At 53.0% G+C, this 17,124-nt stretch carries 16 protein-coding genes; 2 read left to right on the top strand and 14 right to left on the bottom strand.

Annotated features, from left to right (window positions below; translation table 11 throughout):
- Nucleotides 1-72: 72 nt before the first annotated feature.
- The 4 genes from ACZ46Y_RS13660 to ACZ46Y_RS13645 form a co-directional block, all read right to left on the bottom strand.
- Nucleotides 73-1,214 (bottom strand): IS3 family transposase gene (locus ACZ46Y_RS13660; protein ID WP_311957736.1). Its coding sequence is split into 2 segments (ribosomal slippage): nt 73-953 and nt 953-1,214, totalling 1,143 coding nucleotides; the frame shifts between segments, so codons are not numbered across the junction.
- Complete coding sequence (locus tag ACZ46Y_RS13655) at nt 1,180-2,259, bottom strand: IS110 family RNA-guided transposase (protein WP_464380053.1); 1,080 nt, start codon at nt 2,257-2,259, stop codon at nt 1,180-1,182. Before ACZ46Y_RS13655 ends, ACZ46Y_RS13660 begins: the two co-directional genes overlap by 35 nt.
- Before the next feature lie 178 nt (nt 2,260-2,437).
- Nucleotides 2,438-3,193 (bottom strand): DDE-type integrase/transposase/recombinase, encoded by a 756-nt coding sequence (locus tag ACZ46Y_RS13650; RefSeq protein WP_464380052.1) that lies wholly within the window; start codon nt 3,191-3,193, stop codon nt 2,438-2,440.
- Nucleotides 3,194-3,219: 26 nt separating this feature from the next.
- A complete protein-coding gene (locus ACZ46Y_RS13645; protein ID WP_040242112.1) occupies nt 3,220-3,720 on the bottom strand; it encodes a transposase in 501 nt (166 codons plus the stop codon).
- Between the two features lie 80 nt (nt 3,721-3,800).
- Between ACZ46Y_RS13645 and ACZ46Y_RS13640 the strand changes: the two genes are divergently transcribed.
- Together ACZ46Y_RS13640 and ACZ46Y_RS13635 are read left to right on the top strand one after the other, a co-directional pair.
- Nucleotides 3,801-4,607, top strand: coding sequence for a transposase (locus ACZ46Y_RS13640; RefSeq protein ID WP_464380051.1), 807 nt, complete (start codon nt 3,801-3,803; stop codon nt 4,605-4,607).
- Complete coding sequence (locus tag ACZ46Y_RS13635) at nt 4,591-4,923, top strand: integrase core domain-containing protein (protein ID WP_464380095.1); 333 nt, start codon at nt 4,591-4,593, stop codon at nt 4,921-4,923. The genes ACZ46Y_RS13640 and ACZ46Y_RS13635 overlap by 17 nt, the downstream gene beginning before the upstream one ends.
- Here ACZ46Y_RS13635 and ACZ46Y_RS13630 read toward each other — a convergent pair.
- The 10 genes from ACZ46Y_RS13630 to ACZ46Y_RS13585 all read right to left on the bottom strand — a co-directional run bounded on the left by ACZ46Y_RS13630 (nt 4,914) and on the right by ACZ46Y_RS13585 (nt 16,788).
- A protein-coding gene (locus ACZ46Y_RS13630) for an IS630 family transposase (protein WP_464380050.1) occupies nt 4,914-5,928 on the bottom strand; the annotation gives its coding sequence in 2 pieces (ribosomal slippage) (nt 4,914-5,540 and nt 5,542-5,928; 1,014 coding nt in all). The genes ACZ46Y_RS13635 and ACZ46Y_RS13630 overlap by 10 nt on opposite strands.
- 123 nt (nt 5,929-6,051) lie before the next feature.
- Entirely contained in the window at nt 6,052-6,264 is a 213-nt protein-coding gene (locus ACZ46Y_RS13625; protein ID WP_311956502.1) for an adenylyltransferase/cytidyltransferase family protein, read from the bottom strand.
- 159 nt (nt 6,265-6,423) lie between these two features.
- Nucleotides 6,424-7,818: an undecaprenyl-phosphate glucose phosphotransferase gene (locus ACZ46Y_RS13620; RefSeq protein WP_311956501.1), complete on the bottom strand. Its 1,395-nt coding sequence runs from the start codon at nt 7,816-7,818 to the stop codon at nt 6,424-6,426.
- A gap of 30 nt (nt 7,819-7,848) precedes the next feature.
- Entirely contained in the window at nt 7,849-9,261 is a 1,413-nt protein-coding gene (locus ACZ46Y_RS13615; protein WP_311956500.1) for a mannose-1-phosphate guanylyltransferase/mannose-6-phosphate isomerase, read from the bottom strand.
- 3 nt (nt 9,262-9,264) lie between these two features.
- A complete protein-coding gene (locus ACZ46Y_RS13610) occupies nt 9,265-10,386 on the bottom strand; it encodes a glycosyltransferase family 4 protein (protein WP_311956499.1) in 1,122 nt (373 codons plus the stop codon).
- Complete coding sequence (locus ACZ46Y_RS13605; protein WP_311956498.1) at nt 10,383-11,552, bottom strand: glycosyltransferase; 1,170 nt, start codon at nt 11,550-11,552, stop codon at nt 10,383-10,385. The genes ACZ46Y_RS13610 and ACZ46Y_RS13605 overlap by 4 nt, the downstream gene beginning before the upstream one ends.
- Entirely contained in the window at nt 11,549-13,036 is a 1,488-nt protein-coding gene (murJ, locus tag ACZ46Y_RS13600) for a murein biosynthesis integral membrane protein MurJ (protein WP_311956497.1), read from the bottom strand. The genes ACZ46Y_RS13605 and murJ overlap by 4 nt, the downstream gene beginning before the upstream one ends.
- A gap of 70 nt (nt 13,037-13,106) precedes the next feature.
- Nucleotides 13,107-14,300: a glycosyltransferase family 4 protein gene (locus tag ACZ46Y_RS13595; RefSeq protein WP_311956496.1), complete on the bottom strand. Its 1,194-nt coding sequence runs from the start codon at nt 14,298-14,300 to the stop codon at nt 13,107-13,109.
- Nucleotides 14,297-15,430, bottom strand: a complete 1,134-nt coding sequence (locus tag ACZ46Y_RS13590; RefSeq protein ID WP_311956495.1) for a glycosyltransferase — start codon at nt 15,428-15,430, stop codon at nt 14,297-14,299. Before ACZ46Y_RS13590 ends, ACZ46Y_RS13595 begins: the two co-directional genes overlap by 4 nt.
- The gene (locus ACZ46Y_RS13585; RefSeq protein WP_311956494.1) at nt 15,427-16,788 is read right to left on the bottom strand and encodes an O-antigen ligase family protein; all 1,362 of its coding nucleotides are present in this window, start codon (nt 16,786-16,788) and stop codon (nt 15,427-15,429) included. The genes ACZ46Y_RS13590 and ACZ46Y_RS13585 overlap by 4 nt, the downstream gene beginning before the upstream one ends.
- Nucleotides 16,789-17,124: the final 336 nt, after the last annotated feature.

The following is a 17,124-nucleotide window of genomic DNA, read 5'->3' as shown; positions in this document are numbered from 1 at the left end:
CCCAGGCGGCAGGCTGGCTGAAATGCATATGCCGCAGCAGGGTGTTCTGGTCAAGTCAGAGCGGACACATTTTCAAGCCACAGCTGCCAATTCAACCTCCCTCGGCGTCTGGTAGCCCAGGGTCGAGTGGAGTCGGCAGCTGTTGTACTCCATCTCGATGTACTCGATCACGTCACGCCGCGCTGCCTGTCGGCTCACATACCGCTGGCCTGCCAGCCACTCGCTTTTCAGTGAACCGAAGAAGCGCTCCATGACGGCATTGTCCCAGCAGTTTCCCTTCCGGCTCATCGAGGCCTGGAACCCGTGCCGATCCAGCGTGGAGCGGTAGTCACGAGACGCATACTGACTGCCGCGGTCGCTGTGATGGATCAACCCGCTATCAGGCTGCCGGCGCCCTACGGCCATCTCCAGGGCGTCCAGCACCAGCGACGTGCGCATGTGGTCAGCCATCGCCCAGCCCACGAGCTGCCGGTCGTGGAGGTCGAGCACCGCCGCTAAATAAAGCCATCCTTCCAGCGTCCAGATCGCGGTGATGTCGGCCACCCAGGTCTGGTTCGGCTCCGCCACCATGAACTGGCGGTTCAGCAGATTGGGCGCCACCGGGAGGCTGTGCTCACTGTCGGTTGTATGACGCCAGCGGCGCCGCTGCCGTGCCGCTACGTCGGCTTCTCGCATCAGGCTACGGGCCTGGTACCGGCCGACGTCGTGGCCGCGGCGTCGCAGCTCTATGGCCATGCGGCGGCTGCCGTAGCTGCCGCGCTTCCGGCGATGGATCTCTCTGACCTCGCGGAGCAGGGCCTGACGATGGTCATCAGGGCCACGCTGTCGCCAGGCATAGAAGCCACTCCGGCTGACCCGCATGACTCGGCACAGCACGGCTACGGGATAGGTGGCCTTCTCCGACTCGATGAACTGATATCTCAGCTCGACTCTTTGGCGAAGAAGGCCGCCGCCTTTTTTAAAATATCCTTTTCAATCTGAAGCTTACGAACCTCTTCGCGAAGCTGTTTGATCTCGGCGTCACGATCATTCTGCTGCCATTCTGGGGTGCCGGAGACCCGCTGTCGGTGCTTGCGGCACCAGCGATCCAGCACGCTACGCTCCACGCCCAGCCGCCGGGCAGCCTCGGATACGGAATACCCCTGGTCAATCACCAGGCTCACCGCATCCGCCTTGAATTCATCGGAAAACCGACGTCGAGTCTTCTTGGTCATGAACACCTCCATTGCCTCCATTATGAGGCTTATCGGGGTGTCCGCTCCAATTAGACCACTTCATCTTGCCTTCTGCGGTCCTTCGCGCAACGTACACCTTAGTTGGCTCGTGGCCTCGCATTCGCACAATCGCCGCGCGATAGATGGCAGCATTGAGCTGTCTGTGTCCACCCCTGTTGATTCTATATCGGCCTGATGTCATGCCTGATGAGGCGGGAATAGGGCTAATGCCGGCCAGCTTTGCCAATGCCGCCTCGGATTTGATCCTTTCAGGATTATCTCCCACAACAATCAGTATTTCTGCTGCCGTGTGAGTGCTGATGCCATACGACTCGACCAGCTGCGGTACGGCTTCTTGGACAAGGTCATAGATCATTTTATTCAATGCACCGGCTTCCTCATCCAGAGAAATCCAGCGCCGAGACAGGGAACGAAGCGTATGTTTAATGCTATCTGTCGTATTCTCCAACAAGCTGGGACGTAGCCTGGAAAATTTGTGTGCAAGCGCCAATGGCGTTTTCGCTTCAGCGCTAGCCCGGACATCGTCTGGTGCATGAACCAGCATGGCCTTCAGGGTCACCATGGCCGCTGTACGGGCTTTGACGGCCGTATCATAAGCCACCTTCAGCTGCCGAACCATTTCAGCAGTGCCATCGGTCACCTTGGGTATAGCGGTTGCCGTTCTGGACAGAACAGCACGGGCGGCATTCTCGGCGTCTAGGGTATCGGATTTTCCATTCAGCCGCCTGAGACGGCGATTGGGGCGACTCACCTCGATGACCAACGTGTCATGCCGGCGAATGAAGGAAGTCAGAGCGGCGCCGTAGGAACCGGTGCCTTCCACACCAAAGGCCAGGATTCGACCAAAAGAGCGTGCCCAGGCCAGCAGCTTTTCAAAGCCGTCACGGTCCGCCGTAACTGAAAGCGTTGATCGTAGGCCAGCGGTTGTATCTACAACGGCAGCAACATGGATATGCTTATGCGTATCCACCCCAACGACGATATGGCCGGAAGGTGCGATATCAGGTAACTGTAAAGCCGTCATGTCAGCCTCTGAGTATGTCGAGTTATGGTCTCCAGAATCGGCCAAGTGGACAGGACTGTCATGAGAGTATATGCCTTCAGGCTCCTATTAAGTCACAGCTTCGCCATACTGGATCAGGTGCCCGGTCCGGAGCTGACAGATCAACGCCAAGGCATGCAACGGCCAATCATTGCAAGAGTCAAGCCACCAAGACCAGGTCTTCCGGATCGATTATGAATCCGACGTATAAAGACTGACAGTCGTTGCTAACCCTTGGCCGGCTGTACGACGGGGTGATGCCCAGATCGTAGAGCTTCTCCAGGAAGGTCGCCGCCTTCATCGGACTGCCGTTATCGGAATGCAAAATCAAGGGTTTATGAGGGTCTGTCAGATGCTCTCGCCAGCAGGCTTTCTGGATCAGTTCGGCGGCCAGTTCGCCGGTTTCCGTTTCGTAGACCTCGTGCCCGACGATCTTGCGGCTGAAGATGTCCATGATCAGGTACAGGTACCACCAAGTACCGCGTGCAGGGCCCGGTAACCAGCTGATATCCCAGCACCAAAGCCGGTTTGGCGCCGTGGCCTGGTGCGTGGTCGGCGGTCGCTTGCGCTGTGGGGCCTGCTGTCGGCCCCGATGGTGTTGCTGGTCATATTCATGAAGCACTCGGTACATCGTCGACTCAGAGGCCAGGTAGCGGCCCTTGTCCGCCTGATCGGCCACGATGAAGGCGGGAGGGCGGCTCCGATACTCCGGGGCGTTGCACAGCGCCACAACAGCCTCTCGTTCCTCGGGCGACAGCTTGTTGGCCGGCTCCGGGCGGTCGGCGTCGGGGCGGCGATCCGCCGTCACTTCGCCTTCCGCAACCCAGCGGTAATAGGTTCGCACATTGATGCCCATCACCTGACAGGCCTTGGCCAGCCGAGCACCGTCACGCTGGGCGTCTTGCACCAGAGTCACGATACGCTGGCGATCCGGGAGGCTGGTCAGTCGTCCTCGTCGTTGGTCGTGCCCCAGATCGCCTCGGCTTTTTTTGACAGGGCCAATAGCGCCGCCGTCTCGGCCAGGGCCTTGTCCTTGCGGTGCAGCTCGCGCTCCAGCTTACGGAGTCGCTTCTGCTCCGCCTTACGCGCCTGTCGAAGCTGCTTGGCCTGCGCTGCCGCATCATCGTTGGCGTTCATGCAGGCATCCCGCCAGGCCTCCACCTGCTCGGGGTAGAGCCCGCGCTCGCGGCAGTAGGCGCTGACTTCCGCCTCGTTCATCGGAGCTGTCTCCAGGACGATCTGGAACTTCTCCTGGCTGGTCCACTGATCGGGTTGGGTGGAACGTGATGGCAAAACCTGTCCTCGTGCTCTGGCCTGTTTCCGCCAATTGTAGAGGGTTGTCGCGGTGATGCCTTCCTGCTCGGCTAATTCCGGGATGGTCATGCTCATGGGCGGTGCCATCTTCTTGAGGATGGCTTCCTTACGCTCTGCTGGGTAACGCATGTTGATCACCTCTCAATCCGTTTGGGTGACAACTACGCTGGCAGATAGGGATTCGCCGGCATGACACGTTAGTCATCGAGGTGAGTCGCCCCAATCGCCGTCTCAGGCGGCTGAATGGAAAATCCGATACCCTAGACGCCGAGAATGCCGCCCGTGCTGTTCTGTCCAGAACGGCAACCGCTATACCCAAGGTGACCGATGGCACTGCTGAAATGGTTCGGCAGCTGAAGGTGGCTTATGATACGGCCGTCAAAGCCCGTACAGCGGCCATGGTGACCCTGAAGGCCATGCTGGTTCATGCACCAGACGATGTCCGGGCTAGCGCTGAAGCGAAAACGCCATTGGCGCTTGCACACAAATTTTCCAGGCTACGTCCCAGCTTGTTGGAGAATACGACAGATAGCATTAAACATACGCTTCGTTCCCTGTCTCGGCGCTGGATTTCTCTGGATGAGGAAGCCGGTGCATTGAATAAAATGATCTATGACCTTGTCCAAGAAGCCGTACCGCAGCTGGTCGAGTCGTATGGCATCAGCACTCACACGGCAGCAGAAATACTGATTGTTGTGGGAGATAATCCTGAAAGGATCAAATCCGAGGCGGCATTGGCAAAGCTGGCCGGCATTAGCCCTATTCCCGCCTCATCAGGCATGACATCAGGCCGATATAGAATCAACAGGGGTGGACACAGACAGCTCAATGCTGCCATCTATCGCGCGGCGATTGTGCGAATGCGAGGCCACGAGCCAACTAAGGTGTACGTTGCGCGAAGGACCGCAGAAGGCAAGACGAAACGTGACATTGTCAGGTGCCTCAAGCGTTACATCATTCGTGAGGTTTATCGTCTCCTACGGTATGGCCCCAAAGTAGCTGAATACGCGACTTGACAGATATAGGAGCATCAACGCCTTCGCCGAGTCGGCCTTCAAGACACTGAAGTACCGGCCGGGATTCCCCGCCGACGGCTTCGCCACGCTGGCCGAGGCACAAGACTGGGTCCAGCAATTCACCGAGTGGTACAACCATGAGCACCGGCACAGCGCCCTGCGCTACGTCACGCCGAGCCAGCGTCACAACGGCGAGGCCAAAGGCATTCTGACGCAGCGCCGAGAGGTTTTTGAAGCCGCGAAGCAGCGCCACCCGGAGCGGTGGTCAGGTGAGATCCGGAAACTCAGCCTGCCGGATGTAAGTGCTTACGCATAATTAATCGTGTGTTCCGTCCCGTAACCTTTGAGCAGTCGATGGACTTCATCGCAGAGCCGATCAAATGATAGATAGGCATCGAGGGGCAGCCAGTGGTATTTGACCTGCCGCCAAAGGATCTCGATTAAGTTCAGCTCTGGCGAGTAAGCGGATAGGTAAACCAGATGCACGCGATGCGACATCCATTCCAGAATCTTGCGCTTAAACGCTTTGGAGCGATGCATACTGGCATTGTCCAGCACGACGATGGCGAAGGCCTCGGGGTCTTTCTGAGCCACAAATTGATCAAACGCCTCGATGACGGTCTCCGTGGTGACCGACTTGGTGGTCGTATGGTAGACCAGCTTCCCTTTTCGGCTCACAAAGCCCAGCACGTTCAGCCTATGGCTATGTGAGTACGCCGTCACTTCCCATGGCTTGCCGACGGAGCTCCATGCATAAGGTATCGATGACGACTGGGAAAAGCCGGATTCATCGAAGTAGTAAAGCTCGTGTTCGCCTCGATCCTCTTGCTCTTGGAGCACTTTCAGAAGGCCCTGGGTATTGCGAAAATCCGTCTCATCGCGTCGGCCCTTTAGTGAGTGCCGAATGCGCTTGAAGCTATTTTGATTTTTTTTTCAATGCCCGGCGCAAGGTGTCCGTGCTGAAGGTTTTTCCTGTTTCCTCCTGAAGCCTAGCCTGCAGGGTGCGTAGCTGATGAGGATGCTCCTCCACCAAGGTCTGTAGCCGCTCTCGATCGCTGTCATCAAGAATTGGGGTGCGGCCACTACGGGGCTTATCAACGAGCTCTTCGAGACCGGAGGCTTCCCACTTCTTGAACCAGATCGTCAAGGTATTTCTTCCGACCACTAAAATGTCGCCGATCTGGGCGATGGTGTAGCCTTGGTCGCTCAAGAGGATCGCATGAGCGCGACGGCGCGAGGCGCGTTTCTGCCCGTACTGATGGACATGGGTCAACGCCTGTCGGTCGGTTTCTGTCAGAGGAGAGATGAAGCGCCTTACCATGCTGCCGTCCTAAGCTGATATTATACCGACATTATGCATGAAAATATTTGCCTAGGCACTTAGTGCACCTGAATCCCGAACGGGACCCAGTACCACAGGCCGCAGGATTTTAAAGAGCCGAAGTCATTTTATATGGCAACTATGTTGACAGACTCCGACGATCTGGGCGCGCTGCTCGTAGGGAATTAGCGTTTTCTTCCCTTTATTGAGGTTAAACTCGTCCGTGGAAACGGCGACGACGACGCGGTCGGCCATCTCGCTCAGGCGGCGCAATAGTTGAAGATGCCCCACGTGGAACATGTCGAAGGTGCCGTAGGTGATGATTGTTTTGGTCATGGTCTCTTTTTTGGGAGTCGTTGAAGATAGTGTCAGTGTGATGCTGTTTTAGCGTGTTAGAAATGCAGTATTCGGGCCTTTGATGAATAGATCAAGAAGTTTCCCAGTGGTTAGCAAAGGAGGGCCGCTATAGGCAGTTTTATCATTGAAGATTCTGCACTAATAAGCATTTTTATTATTAAAGCCTTTGAAGACCGTCAAGAAGATGATACGCAAGTCCAGCCACAGGGACCAGTTGTCGATATACCACAGGTCACACTCGATACGCTTGGCAAGATCGGTATCACCTCGCCAACCATTGATTTGTGCCCAGCCCGTAATACCAGCCTTGACCATATGTTTTTGCATGTAACCGGGTATCTCATGTTTGAATTGATCGACGAAGACCGTGCGTTCCGGCCGCGGACCGACAATCGACATATCCCCCTTGAGCACATTGATGAACTGAGGCAGTTCGTCCAGACTGGTGCGACGGATGAAGGCGCCGAACCTGGTGGTGTTTTTCTTCTGCGCACCGCCCCACTGCACGCCATGCTTCTCGACATCCACCGGCATGGAGCGGAACTTGAGCATCTCGAAGGACCGACCGTTCCAGCCGACGCGTTCTTGCCGGTAGAAAACGGGGCCCCGAGAAGACAACTTAACTCCTATGGACACCACCGCCAGAATCGGGCTGATCAACAGCAGGATGATAGCCGCGATCAGCCGATCCTCACCGGCTTTGAGAAAGCGACTCCATCCCGTCATGGGACTGCAGCTCAAGTCCAGCAGGTAGAGATCGGCCACGTTCGAGACACTATGGTTGATCAGGCGAAAATCATGCATATCCGGCATGTAGCGCACATTACTGGTAGAGAGGCTCAGATTATTCTGAATCTCACGAACCGCCTTTCCTTCCGATACGGGAAGGCAGATCCAGACCTCTTCTTCTTCGTGCTCGATGGGAATTCCAGGAAAGTATTGCTGAGGGTCTCGGCCTTGGAGTTCATCTTGATCATCATCCCCGACCAGTAGAATGCGATTCACGTCGAAGCCGGCCGACGGTACGCGCGTCAGGTGGGTATAGGCAGTAGCGCAGGAGTGCGCATCACCGACTAACAGAACGCGACGCCGGTTCTTGCCGCGCGCGCGCAGATTATTCAGCACCGGATAGGCGATGGCGCGTACCAGGATAGACAGCAAAGCACCATTGAGCATCCAGCCAAATACCCACAACCGTGAAAAGTCGAGGCTTCTGCCACTAAAGAAGGCGACAACAGTAAGCCCCGCACCGATGACTAGGTAAGCAACAGCCAAGCGCACCATCAGCTCGGCACGCAGCCTACCTCGCCAAGACTGATAGAGACGAAAGCTGGGCAGGATAACCGACGCCAATACCACACCGATCGTCACTGCCCACACATAGCGCTCGGACATTCCCAAGGTGCCAAAGCGCATGATATGCGCCAACATAGCGGCTAGTACGACAATAAGCAGGTCGGCACTGCGCGTCAGGATATGAGTATAGCCTTGGAAGCCGCTGATCTGGCGCGTCCTGGTTGATATGCTTGACATCGAAAAACCCTTTACCCGATGAACCGCTGACTATTGTCGACCATACCAGTCCTCGAACCGCACGATGTCATCTTCGCCCAAATAAGAACCCGATTGAACCTCAATGAGTTCCAGAGGAATTACCCCGGGATTCTCCAAGGAGTGCGTTTTCCCGATAGGGATATAGGTCGATTGGTTTTCCGTCACCAGATAGCTCTTGTCGCCATTAGTCACCTTGGCGGTACCGCTGACAACGATCCAATGTTCGGCGCGGTGATGATGCATCTGCACGGAAAGCTTGGCGCCCGGCTTCACGGTGATACGCTTAACCTGATAACGGTGCCCCTGATCCACCGAGTCGTAGACTCCCCAGGGACGATAGACCTCACGATGATTGTGGTACTCACTGCGCTCCGCCTTCTTCAGCCTGGCGACAACTTGCTTGACGTCCTGCACCTTACCCTTGTGCGCCACCAGCACGGCATCCTTGGTTTCGACCACCACTAGGTCCTCGACCCCTAATGTTGCCACCAGGCGATGTTCAGCCTGTACCAGGGTATGGGACGTGGCCTCAGCGAGCACATCACCGCGCAGCACGTTGTCGTTGGCATCCTTGTCGCTCACCTCCCAGAGTGCTGACCAGGAGCCGATATCACTCCAGCCGGCATCCAGGCTGACCATGGCGGCACTCTCGGTTTTCTCCATCACAGCATAGTCGATGGAGTCTTCAGGGCAGGCCGCAAAGGCGTCCTTACCTACCCGCAGGAAATCTAGATCTCGCTTTCCTTCCTCCAATGCCTGCCGACAAGCCGTCAGTATCTCCGGGGTATGGCGCTGTAGTTCTTCCAGGTAGCGACTGGCCCGGAACAGGAACATGCCGCTGTTCCAGAAAAACTCCCTACTGGCCAAGTAGTCTTCGGCCGTTTCGTGGTCGGGCTTCTCGACGAAGCGCGATACCTCGAAGCCCTTCCCGCTCAGGTTGGCACCCCGCTGGATGTAACCGTACCCAGTCTCAGCCTGGGTCGGCACGATGCCAAAGGTCACTAGCCGACCCGCTTCCGCCAAGGGCAGCGCCGCATTGATTGCCTCGTGAAACGCTTCTACCCGCTGGATCAGGTGATCCGCCGCCAGCACCAGCAGCACTGGGTCCTCTTCCCGCTCCAGGGCATGCAGCGCGGCCAGGGCAATGGCCGGCGCCGTGTTACGCCCCACCGGTTCCAGCAAGATGGACGGGGCCTTGCCCAGTTGACGCAATTGCTCAGCCGCAAGGAAGCGATGCTCCTCGTTGCAAATCAGGATCGGGTCGGCATGCGGGATGCCGTCGAGGCGCTCCATGGTAGCCTGCAACATCGACCGATTGCCGGTCAGTGGCAGAAACTGCTTGGGATTGAGCTGACGCGAAAGCGGCCACAAGCGTGACCCCGTACCACCGGCCATGATCACCGGACAAAGCGGTTGTGACATGAGTTACTCCAAAGCACCAAAAAATTCCTGGCAATCCGACTCGACGAAGGCCTTGAAGCGCTCCTGAAACACTGCCGTCGAAAAGCGCTCGGCGTTTTGACGTATTCGCCAAGGCTCGAAAGTGAAATCACTCTCGAACCGACCGACCGCAGCCTGCAGCGAGGCTTCGTTCTGCTCGTCGAAGAATACACCCGTCTCACCTGCCACTACGGTCTCACGGGCCCCGCCCCTGCCGTACGCGATCACCGGCGTGCCGCAGGCCTGAGCCTCCACGGGGATGATGCCGAAATCTTCTTCGGCAGCGAACACAAACGCCCTGGCACGTGCCATATGGTCCTTAAGCACATCGAAGGGCTGATAGCCGAGCACCTGGATATTGGGGGTAGCCGCGGCCTTTACCTTCTCCATTTGCGGCCCATCACCGATCACTACTAGTTGCTTGTCGGGCATCCCGGCGAAGGCGCGGACGATCAGGTCCACCTTCTTGTAGGGCACCAGGCGTGAGGCCGTGACGAAGAAGTTCTCCTTGGTATCGACGACGTCGAAGTCTTCCACCGCCACGTTAGGGTAGATAGTCTTAGCCTCTCGACCATAGACCTTTTTGATGCGCCGGCCGATGTAATCGCTATTTGAAACGAAATAATCTACCCCGTTGGTGGTGCGCAGGTCCCAAAGCCGCATCTTGTGCAGAGACCAACGTGCCAGCCAGCTCTTGAGCCCCTTGGTAAGCCCCGCCTCTCGAAGGTACTGATGCTGCAGGTCCCAAGCATAGCGAATGGGCGAGTGACAATAACAGATATGCAGCTGATTGGGCCCGGTAATCACCCCCTTGGCCACTGCATGCGAGCTGGAGATCACCAGGTCATAGCCCGACACGTCCAGCTGCTCGATGGCCAACGGCATCAAGGGCAGATAACCCCGATGCTTCTTCTGGGCAAAAGGCAGCTTCTGGATGAAGGTGGTATGAGCCTTTCTGCCTTGAATGAAGCTCCGCTGATCGTCGGGCAGGAAGTCGACAACCGAAAATATATCGGCAGAGGGGTAGATGGCCAAGATTTGTTCAACAACGCGCTCAGCGCCTGCGTAGGTAATCAGCCAGTCATGGACAACAGCCACTTTCATCATGACGGCTCTCCCTCAATCAACCCCAGCATATGCTGTGTCCTTATCTGATAAGTATGCTCACGCGCTACATTCAGCCGTTCTTCCAAGGGGGGGATATCGCCAGATAGCGTCTTTTCGATGGCAGCAATGAAATCCTCAGGAGTTTTTGCAGTTTCTACTACATGTGAAAAATCACGAAGTGATTTAAGGTCTACACTTACCACGGGGCAACCTGCCGCCAGGTACTCAGGGAACTTCATTGGAAACATAGCGTCAGTATATTCATTAATGTGATTTGGTAAAATCGCCACATCAACCCCCTTCAAGTATGAAGGAAGACTTCTATATTTCCTTGGACCAAATAAATGCAGATTATCCAAATCATCAAGTAGAGTGCTGTCAGTCCAGGGATCTCCTTCTCCCACTTCTCCAATAAGCACAACAGACCAATCAGGATGCGCCTCTGCAACCTGGCGAATCAATTTAAAATCAACTTTATAGCCACTAAGTGCGCCTATAAAACCTATGCGTGGATGCGGTAACGCCTCCAAGTCGGCAGGGATGACGGTGTCAGAATCTAGGGCATCATTGAAATGATGGTAATCCGCCACATTAGGAAAAAAATGTGTGTTTTCATTCCAGTATTTTCTGGTCTCCGTCAACTTGGGGGAAGTCGTAAAAACAATATCAGATTGTTGAACGAGCTCTTTTTCGGCCGCCTCCAGCAATTCCACTGGCATACCCGGTTGAGCCTTAATTTCATCGACACAGTGATACACTCGATAAGAAAATTTAGCCAAGTCAAAGAATTCTGTCGTTAGAGGATTGTACGTCCACAACCAAGGCTGTTTAAACTTCAGGGCTAACGACCAAACCCATAACCCTGCTGATAGCAATGCCCGATTTAACCGTCGCACAACAGGGTGTTTATGCCACGGCAAGACAATGGGTGACCAGACCCATAAATTCTCTTTAACTTTTCGCGGTGCACGTGCGGCCTTGAACAATCGTCTGACGATACGCTTAAAGTCACGGGCACTAGCACTGGGGCGGCGTAGCCCAAGCGAATCAATATATAGCACTCGATACCCCATTCCTGCCAGCTCGACTGCCACATGTTGCTTGTTAGTCCAGAAAGGGTTATCCCAATCAGCGGTGGACAATAAAACGATATTATTCGAACTCACGCGGTTTTCCTCAATTTAGGTGCAACCACATCAACAACGGCTTTCCTTATGTGAGGGACTAAAACCACCCACAGCGTCCAATAGATCATAGCGACAGCGATAGCCATGCTTAATTCCCGCCAAACAGATTCGGGCCGGGGCAACACGTAATTGAGTAGCAAATAACCGATAGCAGCCACTGCCAATATCCAACCGCGCTCAAGCACATCTCGCCAAAGTCCTAACGCCGTCAAGGTACCACCTAGTAAAACTAACCCATAGGCGGCATTTCCAAGGCCAAGCGTTATCGCACCAAGGTGAGGATACAAAACTAGATTGCATGCAGCATTCGCTAACAATGCAACGGCCATGATTCGTAATACTGCCCCATTGCGACGCTGAGCATTCAGTGCCTTGATCAACACATAGCCAAGCACCTGTGCCCATAATCCAATAGCGATCCCAAGCAAAATATTTGCCGTCACATTCACCGAAGCCATATCAAATGCACCACGTGAGTAAGCAGCCTCAACCACGGTATATGAATTAACAATTAGAAAAGATGATACAGGTATTGAAATAAGCAACACAGGAAAAGACAGCTTACTTAACTGCTCATTCATCTCGTCATGAGACAACTCACTCCAACTCCCAAGACCAACAAATGCTAATGGAACTGAAACTAATAAAATGAGCGTTTCACTCACGAACTTAGCGTAATCTATGCTTGAAACAGCCGCCAAACCTAGCAAAGATGCTACTGAACGCTCAACGGCAATGTTCCCTTGCAACATAACAGGAAGAAACAATAATGGGAGAAGCGTCCGCCAAAAAGAAGAAAGCACTTCTTTGACTCGTGGCCAGACCCATTTTTCCGGCCAGCATAACAGCCCAGACCTCCACTCTCTCACAACCACCCAGGCGCTAAATGCCACATAGGAAGATGTGAACCCCCAAGCGAGGAAAACAGCATTTTTGAGAGAGAAAGCCAGGATAGCGCCAGCGATCAGTCCGATATTCTGTATCGAAGGGCGTGCTGCCATCGGCACAAAATCGTCATTGGCCATACCAAGAAAAATTAACAGCGCCGAAATTATATAGAAAGGCACACCGAAACTCATTATTCGCAGCATATCCGTAGCTAGGCCGGACGTACCTGCATCCAACCCCGGCGCTAGTAAACCTACCCATGGCTCAGCCAATAGCCAAAGGCCCACACTTAGTAAGGCACTTAGAGAACCAAATAGGATAGCCAGCGACCAGAATAGAGTTTGTGCACTTTCTTGGGATACTGCCTTCAACAACTTATATTGAGGAACAAACGCTGAATTCAGGCTATCGCTTGTGAAAAAATTGACTGGCACCAATGTCCCGACCTGAGCAACGCGATAAGAACCGATAGCCTGCCCAGTGCCGAATAAGGCTGCTGTCAACACCTCCCTCCCCAGCCCTAAAAACTTGGAGAAAAGGTTGCCACCGAAAAGCTGAATTACGGATTTTCGCACTCGACATCCTGAATATTATTTACGCATGAAATGGAGTAGTTGGCGGATTCAGACTCTAAGAACAATACGATCAAAGGGTGGATGGTGGCACTTCACGATTTATCGCCATCACCTTCAAATAATTTTCAGCAACATATCTAAGAGCATATTGGCTGGGCAAATTGCTTTCTGAAAAGCGCCAATCATTCCTGCTCAATTGAAAAAATACAGCCTCCTCAACAGCACTTGATACTGATGGCCTTACTTTATAAATATAGCTGCTTACCGGTAAGCTCAAATGGTCAGAAACCACACATGGCAGCCCGGTAGACAATGCTTCCATAACATTTAAAGTCACTCCAACCTCAATGCGTTCTGTAAGGAAGAGAAACACATCGGAAGCTTGTAAAAATTGCGCTAACTCGTTTCGTTTGATCGCTCCTAAAAAACGCACACTATGTATAATATCCAGATCATTTGCTAGCGTTTCTAGGCGTTCCCGTTCGGGACCGTCGCCAGCAATTAGATAAACGGCATCAGGAAATTTTCCAAGTATTTTTGCAAAGGATTTTAGTCCTTGAACTATTCCTTTCTGAGCATGCAGCCGGCTCGCAGAGATTATTACCGACGTAGAGCCTGATATCCCTAAGTACTCACGTACTTTGACTCTATTCTCCATTGAAGGATGGAAGATTGCGGTATCAATTCCATTTTTCATCAAGTGAACATGATTTTCAGGTAATGCCCAATTTACTGGCACTCTTCTCAAATCTTTGAAAACACGCTCACCAACAGCTATCACTGCATCGAACTTACGATACGCATGCATATCTTTAGGCAGCCATGCGATATTTTTGGCCGAGCCCAGCAAGCTACGTAAACGCTTGCTTCTCCATTTTGATATTACCTCGCCCCATGACGTACCATGAGCTTGCATAATAAAAGGCACGTCAGGCATATGCTTTTTAAGCGGCAAAATACCGAAAGCCGCGGCGCTTACGCTCAAGACAGCCAGTGTAGTATCCATGCAGTGAGCAGAAAAATAATGGCGTGATTCTCGCCACCAGGCACGCGAGTAACGTCCCGATGAAGCCTTGGCCAAAGGGACTACGTAAACGCCATCCTGCTCAAACTCCCCCCGTCGATCAGGTAGTGATGTCGTGATGACACGTACAGGATATTCCAGGCGTGCAAACTCAACGGCAAGATCCCAAGCCACAACCTCCATCCCACCAAGCCCATGATGGGGCAGGGAGCGTGCTAGAATAACGATTTCTTGCTTCACCCGACCACCCGATCATAAATAGCTTCAAGTTTTGAAGTTTGATGACGAATATCAAACCGAGATTCACAAAAGGCTCGAGCCTCTAACCCCATGGCCCTACGCCGACCTTGATCCGCCAGCAAGACATGGAGTCGCTCGGCTAGTGCTTCAGTATCCCGCTCAGCCACAAGGAAACCTGTCTTGCCATCAACAATGGCTTCGGGAATGCCGCTGTGCCAAGTTCCAACGACTGGTATGCCCAAGGATGCTGCTTCCAGTATTGCCATAGGCAAACCTTCTGTATCACCGCTTAGTGCAGTAACACTTGGGATTGCTAGTAGGGCCGCCTTGAGCATCGAAGACAACACCTCCGCGTGTGGGCGCGCGCCCATAAAGTGAACTTGGCTTTTCAGCCCAAAGGATTCAACAAGTTTTTCCAGCGATTCACGTAACGGCCCATCCCCGATAATAACCAGTTCCACATCAGGGAAATCATCTGATATCTTAACAAATGCCCGAATAAGATATTCTGTCCCTTTTTTCTCAACAAGGCGTGCAACATGCAATACGATCGGTTTTTCGCCTTCCGGGTCGCGTGGTTGGACCGATTGCGTATCGATTCCGATATGATGCACATGCGTCTGATCCTCGGGAAAACCAAGCTCAAGTACACGCTGCCGAATGAATTCAGAGACGCAGAGAAAAATATCGCCGTGACGTGCCAGTTGGTGCCGTCTAACCGCATAGTTCATCCACGATGGTGACCGCGAAGCCAGCAGGGACTTTGTAGATAGTGTTGCGTCAAACCCGTGGAAGGTGGTAACTAAAGGGATATCTAACCTTCGTGCCAGCGGCAGCGCATACACGCCTTCCACACCAAAATGCGCATGAATGAGTGCTGGGCGACGCTGGTCGAGTAGTCGAAGATAGGGGCGTGGATCGCGTGTCACGACTTGCCACAAGCGCCGTGAGATCCGGCGTTGCTCCGGCATGTCTGTCAACGCAAGCGATTTGGAACCAACTGGCGCTTCACCAAATCGCTTTCTTCCCAAGTATACCGGAGAAAACTGACGAAACTGTTCTGCCTGCTGAGTAATAAATGGCTCAGATACTTTGAACATTTGATGACGAAATATTGCCACTTCTCTCATGCGATTTTCCTAACTAAATTTTTATTGCTCATGCTGCAGGAAAAAGCAAGGAGTGTTGCCAATATCGGTATCATATGTATATCACCAACCAGGCCAAAGTTTGTGCCCATTCCATGGATAAAGGTCCACGCAAAAGCACCAAGCATTATCACTGCAATGCCAGAGCTTTGGGGTTGTCCTTTAAGTATTTGCTGAAGTCCTGAGATTGTTACAAATAACATGAAGGCAAAGCCAAAAAGAAGCGCCAAAATACCACCCTGCGACCACAGATAAATAAGCGTGTTATGAGGCGGAAAGCTATCTTTTATACCAACTGACTCTGCATAGCTTGAATATCCTTGCTGCCAGCCACCGAAGCCTTGTCCTAAAAATGGTTTTTCGAGGAAAGCCTCAGCACCGTAGCGCCAAACCAGCAAACGGATGCCTAGCGTTGATTCAGACTGTTGTAAAAAGTCTTCCTGCTCCGTCTGCTCCGTCTGCTCAGCGGTATTGTGTGTAATTAATTGAGGACCTATCAAGCCGAGAACTATAACTATCCCGACCATCAAAAACCCTTTTATAAGGAAGGGGGGGCGGGAAGACAAATGCCAGGCTATCGTGATCAAGACGATTGTCGCTAATACAGGAAACAGCAGCACTACTGCCTTTGATCCCGAGAAATAGGCAGCCACTATAAAGAAAGAAGACAACACATACATGCTGCGTTTTCTTTTGCAGACAGCAAGCATTGAACTCGCCATTGCCATGATCCACAAATAGGCGCCAGCCACATTTCCATTGGTAAAAAAACCTCCGGATTTTTCGGGATCTAAAACGTTATTTCTTCCTGTTGTGTATAGAGCTTCCAAAGTATTTGGGTTGATAAAAAGCTGTGCAAAATTGGAGTCCAGAAAAGTCGCTTCCAGTTCCGGACTAATACGAAACGCGATCACCACTCCGGCTTCAATTGCCGCGAAAAGCACAGTTAAGCTCAATAGCTGCCATGCCACACGCTCATCCTTTTCCAACTGTAGCACAACAGCAGAAAAAATTGCCAAAAATACCCAAAGATAGACTATCGAACGCACTCCCAAGCGTAGATCCGTGGACCACAATAGGCTTAAACCATAAGCCATTAAAACACCTAGCAGCATTAAAACAGGTGGCCAGCGGTAAAGAGAGCGCACGCCATGCAAAAATTCTGGCCACAAGGCAAGGCCACCTAGCAATGCCAAAGGCGGCATATAGCCATCTCCCCCCAAGCCTGGGATGTATATCTGAAATACCGATATAGGGATGGCTAAAAAAAGACGCCATTGCAGCTCAATAAAAAAAGCTGAAATAATAAAAATGACAGCAGGCAGCACGGCAAGGAGCAATGTCGATTCCTCTAAGTTAGGGTTATGCTTTTCAATAGCTTTTTACAAAAGGCATGAGAATATATTATAAATATACAGCAGAAATATCTGCTAGGTACTGCTTACTTTTCATCTATAACGTCCAGGCACGCTACCGCCCGGGATTACATTGGGCGTATTCCCTTACCCAGAAACCAATAGCGGTGCAGACCCTGGGAGCTGCATGTGGCTAAGCCATGCTTCCTGGGATCGTTTTTGGGGCTGCCCACGCGCAGCAAAGGCGTTTTGGCAGCCAGTCTATCGAAGCAGGCAAGGATACCGTGCCGGGCGGTGCCTCACAATGGCGCCCGCCCTTGC

It is taken from the genome of Halomonas garicola (assembly GCF_055382465.1).
Note: the sequence above shows the minus strand (reverse complement) of the source record. Positions and strands in the feature narration are given on the sequence as shown.

Bases quoted from the DNA above. Each gene is read 5' to 3' on its own strand.
- ACZ46Y_RS13655 (WP_464380053.1), bottom strand. From the start codon at position 2,259: ATGACGGCTTTACAGTTACCTGATATCGCACCTTCCGGCCATATCGTC.
- ACZ46Y_RS13645 (WP_040242112.1), bottom strand. From the start codon at position 3,720: ATGCGTTACCCAGCAGAGCGTAAGGAAGCCATCCTCAAGAAGATGGCA.
- ACZ46Y_RS13625 (WP_311956502.1), bottom strand. From the start codon at position 6,264: ATGACCAAAACAATCATCACCTACGGCACCTTCGACATGTTCCACGTG.
- ACZ46Y_RS13620 (WP_311956501.1), bottom strand. From the start codon at position 7,818: ATGTCAAGCATATCAACCAGGACGCGCCAGATCAGCGGCTTCCAAGGC.
- ACZ46Y_RS13615 (WP_311956500.1), bottom strand. From the start codon at position 9,261: ATGTCACAACCGCTTTGTCCGGTGATCATGGCCGGTGGTACGGGGTCA.
- ACZ46Y_RS13610 (WP_311956499.1), bottom strand. From the start codon at position 10,386: ATGATGAAAGTGGCTGTTGTCCATGACTGGCTGATTACCTACGCAGGC.
- ACZ46Y_RS13590 (WP_311956495.1), bottom strand. From the start codon at position 15,430: ATGAGAGAAGTGGCAATATTTCGTCATCAAATGTTCAAAGTATCTGAG.